General features: G+C 68.5%; 18 protein-coding genes. 11 read left to right on the top strand and 7 right to left on the bottom strand.

The window, feature by feature from the left end:
* Positions 1-5 precede the first annotated feature (5 nt).
* The gene (locus tag FCG67_RS05755; protein ID WP_281282323.1) at positions 6-1,541 is read right to left on the bottom strand and encodes a flavin-containing monooxygenase; all 1,536 of its coding nucleotides are present in this window, start codon (positions 1,539-1,541) and stop codon (positions 6-8) included.
* A 118-nt stretch (positions 1,542-1,659) separates the two neighbouring features.
* Here FCG67_RS05755 and FCG67_RS05750 point away from each other — a divergent pair, with 118 nt between their 5' ends.
* From FCG67_RS05750 to FCG67_RS05720, 7 genes are all read left to right on the top strand, one after another.
* Positions 1,660-2,229 (top strand): TIGR03086 family metal-binding protein, encoded by a 570-nt coding sequence (locus FCG67_RS05750; protein WP_169310449.1) that lies wholly within the window; start codon positions 1,660-1,662, stop codon positions 2,227-2,229.
* 110 nt (positions 2,230-2,339) lie between these two features.
* Entirely contained in the window at positions 2,340-3,017 is a 678-nt protein-coding gene (locus tag FCG67_RS05745; protein WP_136908135.1) for an energy-coupling factor ABC transporter permease, read from the top strand.
* Positions 3,014-3,361: a PDGLE domain-containing protein gene (locus FCG67_RS05740; RefSeq protein ID WP_136907910.1), complete on the top strand. Its 348-nt coding sequence runs from the start codon at positions 3,014-3,016 to the stop codon at positions 3,359-3,361. Before FCG67_RS05745 ends, FCG67_RS05740 begins: the two co-directional genes overlap by 4 nt.
* A 2-nt stretch (positions 3,362-3,363) precedes the next feature.
* Complete coding sequence (gene cbiQ / locus FCG67_RS05735; RefSeq protein ID WP_136907908.1) at positions 3,364-4,131, top strand: cobalt ECF transporter T component CbiQ; 768 nt, start codon at positions 3,364-3,366, stop codon at positions 4,129-4,131.
* A complete protein-coding gene (locus FCG67_RS05730; RefSeq protein ID WP_136907906.1) occupies positions 4,128-4,871 on the top strand; it encodes an energy-coupling factor ABC transporter ATP-binding protein in 744 nt (247 codons plus the stop codon). The genes cbiQ and FCG67_RS05730 overlap by 4 nt, the downstream gene beginning before the upstream one ends.
* A 118-nt stretch (positions 4,872-4,989) precedes the next feature.
* Positions 4,990-5,466: a MarR family winged helix-turn-helix transcriptional regulator gene (locus FCG67_RS05725; RefSeq protein WP_136907905.1), complete on the top strand. Its 477-nt coding sequence runs from the start codon at positions 4,990-4,992 to the stop codon at positions 5,464-5,466.
* Entirely contained in the window at positions 5,463-5,837 is a 375-nt protein-coding gene (locus FCG67_RS05720) for a DUF5313 family protein (protein ID WP_136907903.1), read from the top strand. The genes FCG67_RS05725 and FCG67_RS05720 overlap by 4 nt, the downstream gene beginning before the upstream one ends.
* A 12-nt stretch (positions 5,838-5,849) precedes the next feature.
* Here FCG67_RS05720 and FCG67_RS05715 read toward each other — a convergent pair whose 3' ends face one another.
* Both FCG67_RS05715 and FCG67_RS05710 read right to left on the bottom strand, forming a co-directional pair.
* Positions 5,850-6,158 carry a rhodanese-like domain-containing protein gene (locus FCG67_RS05715; RefSeq protein ID WP_136908133.1) on the bottom strand — a complete coding sequence of 103 codons (309 nt, stop codon included), beginning with the start codon at positions 6,156-6,158 and terminating at the stop codon, positions 5,850-5,852.
* A gap of 58 nt (positions 6,159-6,216) precedes the next feature.
* Positions 6,217-6,954, bottom strand: a complete 738-nt coding sequence (locus FCG67_RS05710; RefSeq protein ID WP_136907901.1) for a lysophospholipid acyltransferase family protein — start codon at positions 6,952-6,954, stop codon at positions 6,217-6,219.
* Between the two features lie 146 nt (positions 6,955-7,100).
* Here FCG67_RS05710 and FCG67_RS05705 point away from each other — a divergent pair, with 146 nt between their 5' ends.
* A complete protein-coding gene (locus FCG67_RS05705; RefSeq protein ID WP_136907899.1) occupies positions 7,101-7,538 on the top strand; it encodes a 6,7-dimethyl-8-ribityllumazine synthase in 438 nt (145 codons plus the stop codon).
* On the opposite strand, the gene FCG67_RS05700 is transcribed toward FCG67_RS05705, so the two are convergent.
* The 4 genes from FCG67_RS05700 to FCG67_RS05685 all read right to left on the bottom strand — a co-directional run bounded on the left by FCG67_RS05700 (position 7,531) and on the right by FCG67_RS05685 (position 11,803).
* A complete protein-coding gene (locus FCG67_RS05700; protein WP_136907897.1) occupies positions 7,531-8,499 on the bottom strand; it encodes an alpha/beta fold hydrolase in 969 nt (322 codons plus the stop codon). The two genes, FCG67_RS05705 and FCG67_RS05700, sit on opposite strands and share 8 nt — an antisense overlap.
* A gap of 83 nt (positions 8,500-8,582) precedes the next feature.
* Positions 8,583-9,524 carry an SMP-30/gluconolactonase/LRE family protein gene (locus FCG67_RS05695; RefSeq protein ID WP_136907895.1) on the bottom strand — a complete coding sequence of 314 codons (942 nt, stop codon included), beginning with the start codon at positions 9,522-9,524 and terminating at the stop codon, positions 8,583-8,585.
* A gap of 55 nt (positions 9,525-9,579) precedes the next feature.
* The gene (locus FCG67_RS05690) at positions 9,580-10,983 is read right to left on the bottom strand and encodes a lipase family protein (protein ID WP_136908131.1); all 1,404 of its coding nucleotides are present in this window, start codon (positions 10,981-10,983) and stop codon (positions 9,580-9,582) included.
* Positions 10,984-11,146: 163 nt separating this feature from the next.
* A complete protein-coding gene (locus tag FCG67_RS05685; RefSeq protein WP_246044867.1) occupies positions 11,147-11,803 on the bottom strand; it encodes a TetR/AcrR family transcriptional regulator in 657 nt (218 codons plus the stop codon).
* Between the two features lie 253 nt (positions 11,804-12,056).
* Between FCG67_RS05685 and FCG67_RS05680 the strand changes: the two genes are divergently transcribed.
* From FCG67_RS05680 to FCG67_RS05670, 3 genes are read left to right on the top strand one after another with little or no spacing between them, the layout of a single operon-like run.
* Positions 12,057-13,559 (top strand): aldehyde dehydrogenase family protein, encoded by a 1,503-nt coding sequence (locus tag FCG67_RS05680; RefSeq protein ID WP_136908127.1) that lies wholly within the window; start codon positions 12,057-12,059, stop codon positions 13,557-13,559.
* Between the two features lie 25 nt (positions 13,560-13,584).
* Positions 13,585-15,132 carry an APC family permease gene (locus tag FCG67_RS05675; RefSeq protein WP_136907893.1) on the top strand — a complete coding sequence of 516 codons (1,548 nt, stop codon included), beginning with the start codon at positions 13,585-13,587 and terminating at the stop codon, positions 15,130-15,132.
* On the top strand, positions 15,129-16,691 hold the full coding sequence (locus FCG67_RS05670) for a GMC family oxidoreductase (RefSeq protein WP_136907891.1): 1,563 nt from the start codon (positions 15,129-15,131) through the stop codon (positions 16,689-16,691). Before FCG67_RS05675 ends, FCG67_RS05670 begins: the two co-directional genes overlap by 4 nt.
* Position 16,692 lies beyond the last annotated feature (1 nt).

The following is a 16,692-nucleotide window of genomic DNA, read 5'->3' as shown; positions in this document are numbered from 1 at the left end:
CCTTGTCAACGAGTGTGCGACGCCGGCTCCGTCGTCACCGCGTCGACCGCGTACGGCCGCATCGTGTAGTCGTCGAGCGGGAAGCTCTTCGCCTCCCGGAACGCGTTGACGGTCGAGGTCGGGCGCAAGATCGCCGCCTCGCCGTGCTGGTTGAAGTAGTAGCTGCGCGCGGTCTGGCAGCTGCCGCCGTAGAAGACCGAGTCGTCCAGCTTCTCGGTCATCCGGTCCAGGAAGCCCGCATTCGCCTCCTCGGTCACCTCGAAGACGTCGGCGCCGCGTCGTCGCAGCTCCCCGAACAGCCGGTTCATGTGCGCCATCTGCGACTCGATGGTGGTGAAGTACGACAGCCCGCTGTAGGAGTACGGGCTCGCCAGGCTCAGGAAGTTCGGGAAGTGCGGCACCGCCACTCCCTCGTACGCCTGGAACCGGTTGTCCCGCCACCACTTACCGAGGTTGCGCTCCTCCCGACCGATCACCTCGATGGCCGGGAAGTTCACGTCCCACAAGTTGAAGCCGGTCGCAAGGACCAGCGTGTCGATCTCGGTCTTGCGTCCGTCCGCGGTGACGATGCCGTCGGGCTCGATGCGCTCGATCGAGTCCGTCTCGAGGTGCACGTGCGGCTTGGTGAAGGTGCTGTAGTAGCTGTTGGAGAAGGTCGGCCGCTTGCAGCCGAAGTCGTAGTCCGGGGTCAGCTGACGACGCAGCTCCGGGTCACGGACCTTCGCGCGCAGGAAGATTCGTGAGAGGGCGGCGGCACCCTTGTTCAGCAGCTTGGTCTGCCGGTAGTGCAGCACGGCGCTCACCATCACGGCCTCGAGGATCCCCGAGCTCACCCCGCGGGCCGCACGCTGGACCGCGGGCACCCGGGCGAACAGCCGCTGCACCGGACCCGGGATGGGGGTGTCCACCTTCGGCAGCACCCAGATCGGGGTCCGCTGGTACACCGTCAGGGCGGCGGCCTTCCGGGCCACCTCGGGAATGAGCTGGACCGCGGTCGCCCCGGTGCCGATGATCGCGGTGCGCGTGCCCCTCAGGTCGTAGGTGTCGTCCCATGCCGTCGTGTGGATGACCTTGCCCTCGAACGAATCGATGCCGGGGATGTCGGGCTTGTGCGGCTGCGACAGGAACCCGGTCGCGGTGAGCAGGTACTTCGCGGTGACCAGTTCGCCGCCCTCGATCGCGACCTCCCACCGCTGCGCGTCCTCGTCCCAACGGGCGCCTTCGACGACCGCACCGAAGCGCATGTGGCGGCGCAGGTCGTACTTGTCCGCGACGTGCTCGGCGTACCGCTTGAGCTCGGCGCCCGGCGCGAACAGCCGCGACCAGTACGGGTTCGGCTCGAAGGAGTAGGAGTACGTCACGGAGGCGATGTCGACGGCGAGTCCCGGATAGCGGTTCACGTGCCAGGTACCGCCGAGGTCGTCCTCACGTTCGAGAATCGCGAGGTTGGTCAGGCCGAGCCGTTTGAGCTGGATGGCGGCACCCATGCCGCCGAATCCGGCACCGACGATCACCGCGTCGTACTGCCCGTTCTGGTCCACAGGTCCAACCCCTTCGCCGATGTGCGTTACAGCCAGTATCACGCACTTTCCGCGGCGGCAACACCCCCTTCGACCCAACACGGGTTCCGAAACCGTCCTCGCGGTGGTAGGCAGAACCATGACCGCGACGATCGACGACCTCAGCCGGGCACTCGACGCGACGGGCACGCTGGTAGCAGGCGTCGCCGACGACCAGTGGTCCGCACCCACCCCCTGCACAGGGTGGTCCGTCCGCGACGTCGTCAACCACGTGACGGCAGGCAACCACCTGTTCGCCTCGTCCCTGCGGGGCAACCCGCTGCCCGTCACCGTCGTGGGCGCGCCGCCCGACCTGCTCGGTCCGGACCCCGCGGGCTCCTTTCACGCCTCTGCCGACGCACTGGTGCAGGCATTCGCCCTGCCGGGGGTGCTGGACCGGGAGATCACCCTGCCGATGGGCCAGGTACCGGCCGTGCAGGCCCTGAACATGCGCATCACCGAGATGCTCGCGCACGGCTGGGATCTCGCCCGAGCGTCGGGGCAGACACCGCGCTACCCCGACTCGGTGGTCGAGGACCAGATCGCATTCAGTCGGGTGCTGCTGCCGAACCTCCCGGCAGGACGCACCCCGTTCGCACCGTCACGGCCGGTGCCCGAGGACGCTTCCCCCCTCGACCGACTGGCCGCGCTCCTCGGCCGGACTCCCTGACCCGTCAGCCCCTCGGCAGCCCTTGTTACGTTCATTTGAACAACTGAGCAATTGTTGAGATGGCTGGTTATGCTCCGCTCGTGAACAGCCCGAACGACGCCGTCCTCGCGATGCACATGAGCGACGGCCTGGTGGACTCGCCGACCTCGCTGCTGTTCGGGGTGGTCGCGGTCGCGGGCATCGCAGTGGCCGCATGGAAGGCCCGAACCGAACTCGACGAGCGGACCGCGCCGATGGCAGGCCTGGTGGCCGCGTTCATCTTCGCGGTACAGATGGTGAACTTCCCGATCCTGCCCGGCGCCAGCGGCCACCTGCTCGGCGGCGCCCTCGCGGCCATCCTGGTCGGCCCGTACACCGGTGCGCTGTGCGTGGCCATCGTGCTCGTGGTGCAGGCGCTGCTCTTCGCGGACGGCGGCATCACCGCGCTCGGCACCAACATCACGAACATGGCGCTGATCGGCGTCGGGGTCGGCTACGCGGTGGCCGTCGCCCTGCGACCCCTGCGCCGCCGGTTCGGCGATGCCGGCCTCGCCGCGCTGGCTTTCGTTGCCGCGCTGGCGAACACGCTGGCGGCCGCGTCCGGGTTCCTGCTCGAGTACGCGCTCGGCGGCGCCGGGGAGACCTCGCTCGACACCGTCGCCTGGTACATGCTCGGCACCCACACGCTGATCGGGGTCGGCGAAGGGTTGATCACCGCGCTCACCGTTGTCGCCGTCGCCAGGGCCCGACCCGACCTGGTGTACCTGCTGCGCACCGCGCCCCGACCGGCCACGGAGGTACCGGCATGACATCCCGAAGGTCCTGGTTTCTCACCAGTTTCGCCGTCGTCGCCCTGTTTGTCGCCGGCGTTGTCAGCTACCTCGCCAGCTCGAGTCCCGACGGCCTGGACTCCACCACCCTGCGCGGCTGCACCGTCATCGAGACGGCGGCGGGCGAGGAGTTGACCGGCAACTGCATCGCGCAGAACGCCGGGGAGCACCACCTCGCCGACGGCCCACTCGCGGACTACGCCGTCGCGGGCAACGACAACCTTTCCGGAATCGCCGGGATCCTGGGCGCTACTGCGACATTCGCGGTAGCGGGAGGACTGTTCTGGCTGATCGCCCGCTCGGGCCGCACCCGCAGGACCTGACGATGGGCGCCGGTCACACCCACCCGCTGTACCGCGCGGGCGACTCTCCGGCGCACCGGTTGCCGGTCGAGGTGAAGATCGTCGCGGCGACGGTGGGGGTCTTCGCGGTGGTCGCGACGCCGCGCGAACAGGTGTGGGCCTTCGGCCTGTATGCCATTGTCCTGCTCGTGGTGTGGCAGATCGCCCGGATCCCGCTGCGCTGGATCGCGCCACGGATGCTGATCGAGGCACCCTTCTTCGTGCTCGCGGTACTGCTCCCGTTCGGCGACGGCGGTGAGCGCGTGCGGTTGGCGGGGCTGTCACTGTCCGTGGCCGGCCTGTACGCGGCCTGGGGAATCCTGATCAAGGGCACTCTCGGGGTCCTCACCTCGCTGACACTCGCGGCCACCACCCGGACCGCGGACCTGCCGCTGGGGCTGACCCGACTGAGGGTGCCCGCCCTCGTCACCACCGTCGTCGTCCTGATGCTGCGCTACGTGGATCTGCTTGCCGCGGAGGCAAACCGGATGCGGATCGCGCGAATCTCTCGCGGCGACGATCCCCGCACCCTGCGACAGATCGGCGCCACCGCACGCGGGGTGGGCGGGCTGTTCCTCCGGACCTACGAGCGCGGCGAGCGGGTCCACCTGGCCATGGCATCGCGCGGGTTCACCGGCGCCATGCCCGACCTCGGCGCACCCGCGGCCACCGCGCGCGGCTGGCTGGTCGGCCTCACCCCCACCGTCGGCGCGGTCGCCGTCTGCCTGACGGCGCTGGCGGTGGCCGGATGAGCCCGACGGCCGCGGTGCGGGTGCGCGACCTGGGCTTCGCCTACCCCGACGGCCGGGTCGCGCTGCGCGGCGTCGACCTGGAAGTCGGTGTCGGCGAGCGGATTGCGCTGCTCGGCCCCAACGGCGCCGGCAAGACCACCCTCACGCTGCAGCTGAACGGGGTGCTCTCCCCCACCGCGGGCCACGTCGAGATCGGCGGCACCCGGGTCGAGCGGGGCACCCTGCGCGAGGCCAGGCGCCGGGTGGGGATCGTCTTCCAGGACCCGGACGATCAGCTGTTCATGCCGACCGTCGCGCAGGACGTCGCGTTCGGCCCGGCGAACTTCGGCGCCACCGGCGACGAGCTGCGCGCGCGGGTGTCCGATGCGCTGGCGGCGGTCGGCATGGGCGAGCACGCCGAACGGTCACCGTCGCACCTGTCCGGCGGGCAGCGTCGGCGGGTCGCGCTGGCCACGGTGCTGGCGTGCAGGCCGGACGTACTGGTGCTCGACGAGCCGTCCGCGAACCTCGACCCGGTGGCCCGCCGCGAGCTGGCCGAGGTGCTGCTCGGGCTGGACACCACCCTGATGCTGGTCACCCACGACCTGCCCTACGCCGCGCAGCTGTGCGACCGCGCGGTGATCATCGACGACGGCCGGCTGGTGGCGGACGGCCCGGTGCTCGAGCTGCTCGCGGACGCGGAGCTGCTGGGCCGACACCGCCTGGAGTTGCCGTGGGGGTTCGAGGTCCCGCGCGGCTGACGGTGCGCTCGGATTGCCGAGTGTGCACCTGCCGGCTCGCCCTCTCGGGCGATGCCCCGGCAGGTGCACACTCGGCGGAGTTAGTTAGTGCGCGATCTATTCGTGTACGCTCTACTGCATGTCCATCGTCGAACAGTCAGCGGCTACCGGGGTCGACCCGCTCGCCCTCGACCGCCAGGTCTGCTTCGCGCTGGCCGTCGCCAATCGGGCGGTGCTCTCGGTGTACCGCCCGCTGCTCGAGCCGATGGGTCTGACGCACCCGCAGTACCTGGTGATGCTCGCCCTCTGGGGCGAGGCGCCGATGTCGGTGAAGGCGATCGGCAGCGCCCTGCAGCTCGATTCCCCGACGCTCTCGCCGCTGCTCAAGCGACTCGAGGCGTCGGGCCTGATCACCAGGTCCCGCAGCAGCGAGGACGAGCGGCAGCTGGTCGTCGACCTGACCGAGGCCGGGCGGGCCATGCGCGCCAAGGCCGAGCTGATTCCGCCCGCGGTGGTCGAGCGCCTCGGCGTCGGCCTACCCGAGCTCGAAGAGCTGCACGACGTTCTCACCCGGATCAACCGGGCCGCACTCAAGGCAGGAGCACTGAACCAATGAGCGCCACCCGACCGAACCCGATTCAGTGGATCGCTTACGCCTGCGGCGCCAAGCTGCCCGCATCCATGAACGACTGGGTGCTCAACGACATCACGGGCGACCACTACGTCGCCCGGCACCTCACCCGCGCGATGGTGCCGTTCATCCCGCTGTTCGTGATCTTCATGCTCTTCCCGGGACCGCTGTGGCTGCGGGGGTCGATGGTCCTGCTCGGGATCCTGCTGGCCCTGTTCTACTCGGTGGTCTACATCCACCAGAACCGCGCGCGGCGCCTGCAGAAGAACGGCCTGCCCATGGACCTGGACAACCCCCGACGCAAGGCCGCGCGCGAGGCGGAGGAGGACGCCTACCGCCGCCTGTGGGCTCGGTAGGCGCCCGACGGACTACGCGCCCGACTCCACCGCTCGACCGGAGCTGATCCACGCGTCCGTGCCACCCGCGACGTTCACCGCGTTGATACCCGCGGCCCCCAGCAGGGAGGCGCCGTGCGCGCTGCGGCCGCCCATCGCGCAGATCACGTAGACGGTCGGCGCGGCGGGCACCTCGTCGATGCGGGCCACCAGCTCGCCGAGCGGGATCAGCCGGACCCCCGGCACGTGCCCGCGGGCGTACTCATCGGCTTCGCGCACGTCGATCACCGGCGCGCCGGCGGCCAGGGCGGCGTCGAGCGCCACCAGATCCACTTCCTGCATGAGGTTCCTCTCCTCGTCGAATGCCCAGATCATACCCAAGGGGGTATCGAAGGAGAGCTCAGTAACGCGCGACCGCCCCGTCCACCGCGCGCTGTAGGCCTGCCGCCACCAGCCGCGCGATATCGGCCGGCTTCTCCGGGATCTCGGTGACCGGATTGTCGAGGTACACGCTCGCCCGCGTCTCCTTGCCGGGCACCGGACCGTAGCTGATCCCCATGTAGACCAGCACCGGGCGGACCCCGAGTCTCACCGCCCTGCTCATGATGTGGCCGATCCCGCTGCCGATCTTCTGCAGCCGGGTCGGATCCTCCAAGTTGCAGGTCCCCTCCGGGAAGATGGCCAGGTCATCGCCTTGACGCATCCGCTCGGCGCAGACGTCCATCATCCGCTGCCCGGCCGCGTTGACCGCGCGCATCCCGTGGTTCTTGCCCCGGAAGACGGGGATCCCGCCCATCAGATCCACCCGCTCGCGCCGCTTCGGCTCCAGGAACAGCTCGTCCTTCGCCAGCACCCGGGTCCGGCCGATCGCCGGGCGCAGCGCGCTGGCCGACGCCGCGGCGGCCACCGTGTACGGATCGCGCTGACTGAGGTGGTTGACCGCGAGAACCAGCCGGGAATCCGACCGCACCAGGGCCCGGACCTGCTCCTTCGCCCCATCCGCGTAGGTCACCCTCGGCCGGAACTTCAGCGCGAGGAACCCGTAGGCGGCCTTCGCGGCCAGGCGGTTCTGCTGGTGACGCAGGTAGAAGTCGTAGACCTCGTCGCAGTTGTCAAGGGCAACCTCGGGCTTGTCCATGTCCACACTGTACGGAGATAACGCGTAGTGCGCCCGCTACAGTAATTCCCTTGCACGACAACAGAATTCAGCCATGACTAGAGGAGAATCGAACTGAACGCATGTCCGGATGGCCACGCCGGGGTGCGCCGAACTAGCATCATGGAATGAGCATCGCCTTCGTTCAGTCCACGTGGCACCGACCCATCGTCGACCGAGCACGAGACGCCTTCGTCACGCAGTGGCGAACACTGGGCCACACCTCCGGCGAGATCGAGTTCTTCGAGACCCCCGGCGCCTTCGAGATCCCCCTGCACGCGCTGCGGCTCGCACGTACTGGCCGGTTCCAGGCCATCGTCGCAGCCGGACTGGTCGTCGACGGCGGCATCTACCGGCACGAGTTCGTGGCGTCCGCGGTCATCGACGGACTGATGCGGGTCCAGCTCGACACCGATGTCCCCGTTTTCTCCGCCGTGCTCACCCCGCACCACTTCCACGAGCACGAGGATCACGCCGTCTTCTTCGCCAACCACTTCGACAAGAAGGGCGCGGAGGTCGCTCAGGCCTGCTCGCTCACCCTCGCCTCGCTGGACACGATCAAGTAGCCAGTGCGCCGAGGAACTCGAGCATCGCCGAGTTCACCTCGGCGGGCTTTTCCATCTGCACGAAGTGCCCGGCGTCGGGGATCACGTGGGTGGAGACCAGGCCCGGAACCAGCCGACCCATGGTCGCGAACGGGTCGCTGCCCATCATCTCGAGCACCGGGTCCTTGGCGCCGGCGATGAAGGTGACCGGCACCTCCACCGGCTTCGCGTGCAGCGACTCGTTCTGCGCCCAGACCGCATCCTCTGCGCGATACCAGTTGAGCCCGCCGGTGAACCCGGTCTGCTCGAATTCCGTGACGTAATAGTCGAATTCGCCCTCGTCGAGCCAGCTCCACGGCAAGGCGGGCGGCTCCGGGAGCACATCGAGGTAGCCGTTGCCGTCGGAGGGGAACTCCCAGCAGTCGAGGTAGCGGTTCGCACCGCTGAGCGCGTGGAAGATCTTGGCCAGGAACGCCCTGGTGTTGTCGCCGAGCTCCCGGTCCGCGACGCCCGGCTCCTGGAAGTAGTGCACGTGCGCAAAATGCTTGGATGCCAGGTACTTGAACCCGACACTCGGCTGCACCGGCAGTCGAGGCGCGCGGGGGACGCTCAGCTGCATCAGCGCGGACACCCGATCGGGCGCCCAGGCCGGCAGGTCCCAGGTCAGGTGGGCGCCGAAATCGTGGCCCGCGAACACCGCCCGCTCGATGCCGAGCACGTCGAGGAGGCCGACCAGGTCACCGACGGTTTGCGGCCGGTCGTACTCGGAAACCTGCGCGGGCGCGCTCGTCCGTCCGTACCCGCGCATGTCCGGGGCGATGACGCGGTAGCCCGCGGCGGACAGCGCCGCGAGCTGGTGACGCCAGCTGAACCAGAGTCCCGGGAACCCGTGGCAGAGCACCACCGGCTCGCCCTCGCCCTGCTCGGCGAAATGCAGGTCGATCCCGTTGACCGCGACGGTCCGGTGCGTCGGCTGCCCCATGCTCACTCCTCCTCGCCGTCGTCGGCAATTCGCCACCCTAGCTGGCGACTCCCCTCGACAGTGGCGGATCGCCGGTCACCCGGTTACGACGCGGGCGGCGTCAGCTTGACGACGGTGCCGAGAAAACTGGTGGCGTACAGCGCGTTCGGGTCCCAGCCTGGACCCGAACCGAACCGGACCGACGAGATCAGCGGCAGGCCGGCAGCGATGGTGCACTGCGCGCCGGTGGCAGGGTCGAGTCGCACGACCGTCCCCGCCACGTTCAAGGCGACGTAGACCGATCCGTCGGACCCGACCGTGAGATCGTCGGCAGAGTTGATCGGGCCGACCCCCGGCAGGTCGAACCGGCGCGGCGGGGCGTCCGGGTGGTCGATGTCGACGGCGGCGATGGTGGTGACCGGGTTGAAGGTCGTCGCTACATACAGTCGGCGGGTGGTCTCGTCATAGGCCAGTCCGTTGGTCGAACTCAGGGTGGGCGCGAACCCGGACGGGAGCTCGGCACTCCCGGGCACGCGGGTGAGTCCCGTCGACTGCCCGATGTCCCGGCTGACCACGAAGTCCCCGTCAGGGAGCTGTGCGAGCCCGTTGGGCATGGTCAACCCGGTCTCGACCGTGGTGGCGGCGCCCGTGTCCAGGTCGAGCGCGTCGATCGTGCCGTCGCTACGACCGAGAAGTCCCGAGACGAACCCGTTCCCGGTGGTGAAGTAGGCGGTGTCGCCCACCACCACGATCGCGCCAGGCGCCTTCACCTCGGGCACCGCAGTGGTGCGGGATCCGTTCGCCTCGAGTCGCCGGATCGCGCCGTCCGCCCCGGTCAGCGACGACTCGGACAACAGCATTCCGCCGCGTCCGTCGAACGCGAGGTTCTCGAGCGTCCCGTACCCCTCTGCCACCCGCTCGGTCGTCCACGGGACGCAGCCTGGCGTCGCCGCGGCGACGCCGGGACCGGAGACCGCGACCAGACCGGCGGCGACTCCGGTCCCCGCTGCCGCGGCCAACCACGCGGCGATTCCTGCACCCTTCATCCGAAATCCCCCGTCTCGAAGCCAGCTGCGGCGGACCGACGGCCCGTGACGAACCCTAGGCGCCGAGCGGCTTTCCGAACAGGCCTGCGACCTCCTCGCCGACGACCTGCTGCCACACCGGCCACGTCCTCGCGTCCAGCGCGATCGATCCGACATCTGTGGTGCTGCACCCCTGCTGGGCAGGCTCCCCCGCGAACCGATCGCGCAGCCACAGGATCACGCTCGGCACCGCGGCAACCTCCAGGCTCAGGTGTTCGCTGAAGTGGTCGCGCGTGTAGGCCACGCTCGCGGACGGATCCTTGCAGTATGTGTCCACCAGTGTGTTGACGGGACCGACGGGGACGAGCCAATCCGGGTTGGACTGATAGATGTACATGGGCATGTCGGGTACCGACCTGCCCATCGCGGTCCGCGCGAGCGCCTTCTTGGCGATCGGGTTCTGCAGCGGATCACCACCGTCGAAGAACCCCTTCAGATTGAGGAACGGCGCCACCGACGAATTCCAGGCCACGCAGAGATTGTCCTTCGCGGCGAACAGCGCGCGCCCGACCGGATTGATGCGCTCGTCGACGAACGCTGCCAGCTCGGGATCCTCGCGGCTGACCCCGATCACGCCCGAGGCGACGATGCCGGAGCCGAGCGCATTGTCGGCGTTCTCGACGAGCGCACCGAGATCGGCCGCGACGCCGCCCTCCGCGGCTCCCACGATGTCGAGTTCGGGCGCGTAGGTCTTGCGGAGTTCGGCGGCGTGCCCGGTCGGGATCGAGCCGCCGGAGTAGCCCACCATCCCCACCTTGGTCGACCGGCCGCTGAGCTGCATCGGTGCGAAATTCTCCGCGGCCCGGATTCCGTCGAGGGTGATTCGCCCGGCCACCGGACCGGCGGCGAAGGACGAGTTCGGGCCCTGGTGGTCGGGAACAACCACCGCCCAGCCCTGCGCCAGCGCGGCCTGTACCTCGAGGAACTGCGCGCCTGAGGTGACTGCACCCGTCAGGAGCCACGGCACCGCCGCCTGCTGCATGACGTACGACGGCGCGCAGTAGCGCCCGAGCGAGTCCTCGGCCATCTGGAACGACAGCAGCGGGCGCGGTGCGCCGTCCCTGGTCCCGCCGCGAGGTTTGATGACCGTGGCCACCGCCGCGATCGCCTCGTCGCGACCGTTGTTCGACCGATACGAGACCTGCCAGGCATCGACGTTGGTCGGGATGACGTTGAGCGTCGCCAGATTCACCTGGCGGGCGGCGATGATCTCGCCTGGCGCCTTCGAGGCCACGATCTCGGCGGGCGGCTGGTAGAACTCCGCGTCGAACTCCGGGATCTTCGGCGGCACCGGAAACGGCAGGGCCGGTTGCACCGACACCTGTGGCGATCCCGCCCCTCCGTCAGGCGCGGGCGCGGCCAACGCGGGCCCGGACAAAGCGAACTGCCCCGCCACCGCGGCCGCGGCCATCAGGCACATCCGGCGTCGGCGGCCCCCTCGATCGAACAGTCCTCGCCCTGCCATATCGGTGTCCTCCCCTGTCCCGCGAGCAGATCACGGGAAATTAGATACTCGTGTCTAACTTTGCTCGCACGACTGTAGGGGGTTGTGTCGCGGATAACAATGGGGCGCCTCGGGCCACTCAGGTCTCGGCGGAATCCTCGGATGCGCCGCTCACAAACGCGTTGAGGACGGTGGTCATCACATCGATCAGGCCGGCGACGGGCGGCCGGGGATCGGTGGTGCTCCACTGATGCACCAACGCGGTCAACGCGCCGATGAAGGCCGTCGAGGCCATCTCGTACCCGCCGGGCGGGACGAACCCGGCGCCGGCGACACCCCTGAGGGTCGACTCGAAGAAGCCGCGCCACACGGCGCGCTGATCGAGCCGGTGCTGCTCGACCCGGGGGCTGACGCCGACGATGTCGACGTAGGAGATCTGCGCTCGGCGCGGGTCCTGGCCGATCGATTCCACGAAGGCGGCCATCGCTGCCGCCGCGTGTTCGCGCACGTCCGCAGAGTCCACCTCCGCGAGCCCGGCGACCATGGCGTCCCTGGCATCGGACTGGATCTGGTCGTAGAGCGCGAGGAGAAGATCCTCGCGGCTGGCGAACTCGGCATAGAACTGGCTGCGGGCGAGCCCCGCGGCCGCACAGATGTCGGCGACCGAGCTTCGCGCATAACCCTTCTCGGTGAAGACGGCGAGGGCGGCGCCGAGGAACTGAGATCGCCGTTCCGCCTTGCGCGCCGTCACGGGCCTTCCGCCGTAGTGTCGCTCCACCTCACTCACCGTTTCCACCCCACCAGACTAGGACCAGCAGGCGCAGGCCCCGATTCCTACGCCGAACCGGCGCCGAGCATCGACGACACCGCCGACCACAACTTTGCCCAAGTGAGGGTTCGAAAGAAATCCCGTGAACTCGGCCAACACCGCGTCCACCGGCCTACGGTAGAAGGGCGTGCTTGTCCCGGCAGAGCGTCACATCGATGAGTTCCAAGACCGGCTGCTCCGCAACCGGGAGAGGAAGCGAGGCCCGGAGTTGAGCGTGAAGCTGCAGGACGAATCGATCGGCGACCTGTTCGATACGGGCTTGTTCATCGACGGAACCTGGGTCCGCTCCAGTTCCGGCGACACCCGCGATTGCCTCAATCCGGCCGACGGTTCGGTGGTCGCCACGGTCGACGAGGCCGCCCCCGACGACGCCACCCGCGCCGTCGCGGCGGCGCGCGCGGCCTTCGACGAGGGCACCTGGCCCCGGACACCCGTCGCGGAGCGCACCGCCTTGCTCGCCACCATCGCCGACCTGCTCGAGCGCGACAAGGAGAAGTTGGCACGGATCGAGACCCTCGACACCGGGAAGACCCTGGCGGAGAGCAGGATCGACATCGACGACGTGGTGTCGGTCTGCCGTTACTACGCGCGACTCGCCGCGATCGAGTCGGATCGGGTGGTGGATGTCGGTCGGCCCGACGTGATCAGCCGGGTGGTACACGAGCCGATCGGCGTGTGCGTCCTGATCGCACCATGGAACTACCCGCTGCTGCAGATCTCGTGGAAGATCGCGCCCGCACTGGCCGCCGGCTGCACGATGGTCGTCAAGCCGAGCGAGGTCACCCCGCTCAGCACCATCGCCTTCGTCAAACTCATCGAGGAGGCCGGGGTGCCAAGGGGCGTGGTGAACCTGGTGCAGGGCAGCGGCGCAGTCCTCGGCGGCGCGCTGACCGACACCCCTGACGTCGATTTCATCTCGTTCACGGGCGGACTGGTCACGGGACGGGTCATTCTCGAGACAGCCGCCAAGCATGTCACCAAGGTCGCGGTGGAGCTCGGCGGGAAGAACCCGCACATCGTCTTCGCCGACGCCGACGGTGCCGACTCCGTCGACCAGGTGCTCACCGGGGTCTTCCTGCACTCCGGGCAGGTCTGCTCCGCGGGGGCCCGCCTCATCGTCGAGGACTCGATTGCCGACCACTTCGTAGCCGCTCTCGCCGCGCGGGCCGAGAAGATCCGGATGGGCGACGGCCTCGATCCCGCAAGCCGAACCGGGCCGCTGGTGTCCATGGCGCATCGGGAGAAGATCGAACGCTATGTGGCCCTCGGCATCTCCGAGGGCGCCGAACTGGTGACCGGCGGATCCCGCCCTTCGGACCCGGACCTGGAGCGGGGCAGCTACTACCTGCCCACCATCTTCGACCGCTGCGACCGGAACATGCGCATCGTGCGGGAGGAGACCTTCGGCCCCATCCTCACCGTCGAGCGGTTCGCCACGGAGGAGGAGGCTCTCCGGCTCGGCAACGACACCGAGTACGGACTGGCCGCTGGGGTCCGGACCGCCGACAGCGCCAGGGGCGAACGCATGGTTCGCGGCCTGCGCCACGGCACGGTGTGGCTCAACGACTTCGGCTACTACACCGCCGCCGCCGAATGGGGCGGCTTCAAGAGATCGGGAAACGGGCGCGAACTGGGCCCCGCCGGACTGTCCGAGTACCAGGAGATCAAGCACATCTGGCACAACACCGCGCCGACTGCGGCGGGTTGGTTCGACAACGACTGACCGAACCCGGGGAGGGCGCACAGACATGACCACTCAGCGCGACATCGCAGTTGGAGACAGCGGACTCGGCGATTTCGGTTACAAGGAGTCCCTGGACCGGAGCCTCGGCAAGTTCGCCAGCTTCGCCGCCGGGGTCAGCTACATCTCCATCCTCACCGGCACCTTCCAACTGTTCTATTTCGGGTTCGGAAACGCGGGACCCGCGTATCTGTGGTCGTGGCCGATGGTCTTCGTCGGCCAGCTGGCCGTCGCGCTGTGCTTCATGGAACTGGCGGCCAAGTACCCGGTGGCGGGTTCCGTGTACAACTGGGCGAAGCTCCTTGGCAGCCGGATCGTGGGATGGACGTCCGGCTGGCTGATGCTCACCGCCTCGATCGTGACCCTCTCGGCCGTGGTCCTCGCGTTGCAGCTCAACCTGCCGCGGATATGGAGCGGCTTCCAGATCGTCGGCGACGGCACCGGCGAGTACGACTTCGCCACGAACGCAGTCATTCTCGGCACCGTCATGATCGCGTTCACCACCTTCATCAACGCCTACGGTGTCAGGTTGATGGCGAGGATCAACAGTGCTGGCGTCTTCATCGAGCTGATCGCCGCGGTCCTCATCGCCGTGATCCTGGCGGCGAACATCACCAGGGGCCCGGAGGTGTTCTTCTCCACGCACGGATACGGCGCGGGCGAGAGCGGCGGATATCTCGGGGCCTTCCTCGTCGCCTCGCTGGCGTCCGGCTACGTGATGTACGGCTTCGACACCGCGAGTTCCCTTGGCGAGGAGACGGTCGAGCCGCGCCGGACCGCTCCCAAGGCGATCTTCCGCGCGATCCTGGCTTCGTTCGTGATCGGTGGAGCGATCCTGGTGTTCGCCGTCATGGCGGCGCCCGATCTCGACGATCCGCTGCTCGGCAGCCCCGAGGGCAGCCTCCAGTACATCGTCGAGCAGGTGATGTGGGGTCCGCTGGGCACGATATTCCTCATCTGCATCGTGATCGCGATAACCGTGTGCTCCCTCGCCGTGCACGCCGCCGCGATCCGTCTGACATTCGCCATGGCCCGCGACAACGCGCTGCCATTCGGGGAGAAGCTGGCCCGGGTGCATCCCAAGCACCAGACGCCCGTGGTCCCCGCGATCGCGATCGGCGTGCTCGCGGCCCTGATCCTCGTGGTGAACATCGGCCAGCCGCAGATCTTCACCGTGCTGACGTCGATCGCCATCATCATGATCTACCTCGCGTATCTCATGGTCACCGGACCGCTGCTGAAGAAGCGACTGAAGGGCGAATGGCCGCCGCCCGATCTGAAGGAGGGCGGCTACTTCACCATGGGCAGGTGGGGCCTGCCCGTGAACATCCTCGCCGTGGTCTGGGGCGTGGGGATGGCGCTGAACCTGGCCTGGCCGCGCCCCGAGGTGTACGGGACGCCCTGGTACAACACCTGGGGCGCCTTCGTCTACATCGGCGCGATCCTGTGCCTCGGCCTGCTCTGGTACGGCATGAAGGGACGGCACCACCTCGGCACCCTGGCCTCACACGCGGCCACCTCACGCACCGCGGCACCGGAGGGCGAACCATCGTGACAGACACCGTCTTCGACTATGTGATCGCGGGTGGAGGCACCGCGGGATGCGTGCTCGCCGCCAGGCTAAGCGAGGATCCGTCCGTGACGGTCTGCCTTCTCGAGGCCGGCCCGTCGGACGTCAACGACCGCAACATCCTGGAACTCTCGCAGTGGATGCACCTCCTCGACTCCGGGTACGACTGGGACTACCCGGTCGAGCCGCAGGAGAAGGGCAACAGCTTCATGCGGCACGCCAGGGCCCGTGTCCTCGGTGGGTGCTCGTCACACAATTCGTGCATCGCGTTCTGGCCGCCGGCGGAGGGCCTCGACGAGTGGGAGGCGATGGGCGCCACCGGATGGGGCGCCGAGAGCACGTTGCCGTTCGTTGCCCGGGTGGAGAACAACGATGTCCCCGGCGGGCAGCACGGTCACAGCGGCCCGGTACGGCTACGCGATGTCCCGCCGAACGATCCGTGCGGCGCCGCCGTGTTGGAGTCGGCGGCCGAGGCCGGACTGCCCACCGTCCAATTCAACAGGGGCGCCACGGTACTCAACGGGGCCGGCTGGTTCCAGATCAACGCCGGCGAGAACGGCAATCGCATGTCGAGCTCGCATGCCTATCTCCATCCCATCCTGGGGACACGGAACAATCTCGAGGTCAGAACCAACTGCTGGGTCAGTGAACTGCTGATCGACGACAGTCTGGCCGCCACCGGGGTGCGGTACCAGCGTCCGGATCTCACGGGCTATGACACCGCCACCGCCCGCCGCGAGGTGATCGTCACTGCCGGTGCGATCGATACGCCGAAGCTGTTGATGCTCTCGGGAATCGGCCCCTCCGTGCATCTGCGGGAGATCGGGATCGACGTGCGTGTCGACTCGCCCGGGGTTGGCGGCAACCTCGACGACCACGTCGAGGGCCTGGTGTTCTGGGAGGCGTCGAGGCCCATGGTGACGACCTCGTCGCAGTGGTGGGAGATCGGCCTCTTCGCCACCACGGCCCCGGGGCTGACGCAGCCGGACCTGATGATGCACTACGGCAGCGTGCCCTTCGACATGAACACGCTGCGGTGGGGATATCCCACCACCGACAACGGATTCTGTCTCACGCCGAATGTGACGCAAGGACGATCCCGCGGCACGGTGCGGCTCCGTTCGCGTGATTTCCGGGACCGGCAGAAGGTGGATCCGCGATACTTCACCGATCCCGAGGGCCACGACGAGACCGTGATGCTGGCGGGTATTCGGTTGGCGCGCAAGATCGCCGAGCAAGATCCCTTGCAAAGCTGGGTGGCACGGGAACTGGCGCCCGGACCAGCGGCGGTGAGCGACGAGGAACTGCTCGACTACGTCCACAAGACACACAACACCGTCTACCACCCCGCGGGAACCGCGCGAATGGGGTCGTTCGAGGACCCGCTCGCCGTGCTGGATCCGCAGCTGCGGGTGAAGGGCATACAGCGCCTGCGGGTGGTGGACGCGTCGGCGATGCCGAAACTGCCTGCCGTCAACCCGAACATCACGGTCATGACCATGGCGGAGAAGTGCGCGGATCTCATTCGCAACCCCCCAGGGTGAC

It is taken from the genome of Rhodococcus oryzae (assembly GCF_005049235.1).
Classification (GTDB): Bacteria; Actinomycetota; Actinomycetes; order Mycobacteriales; family Mycobacteriaceae; genus Rhodococcus_G; species Rhodococcus_G oryzae.
The sequence above is the reverse complement of the archived record's forward strand: the minus strand, read 5'-3'. Positions and strand labels throughout refer to the sequence as shown.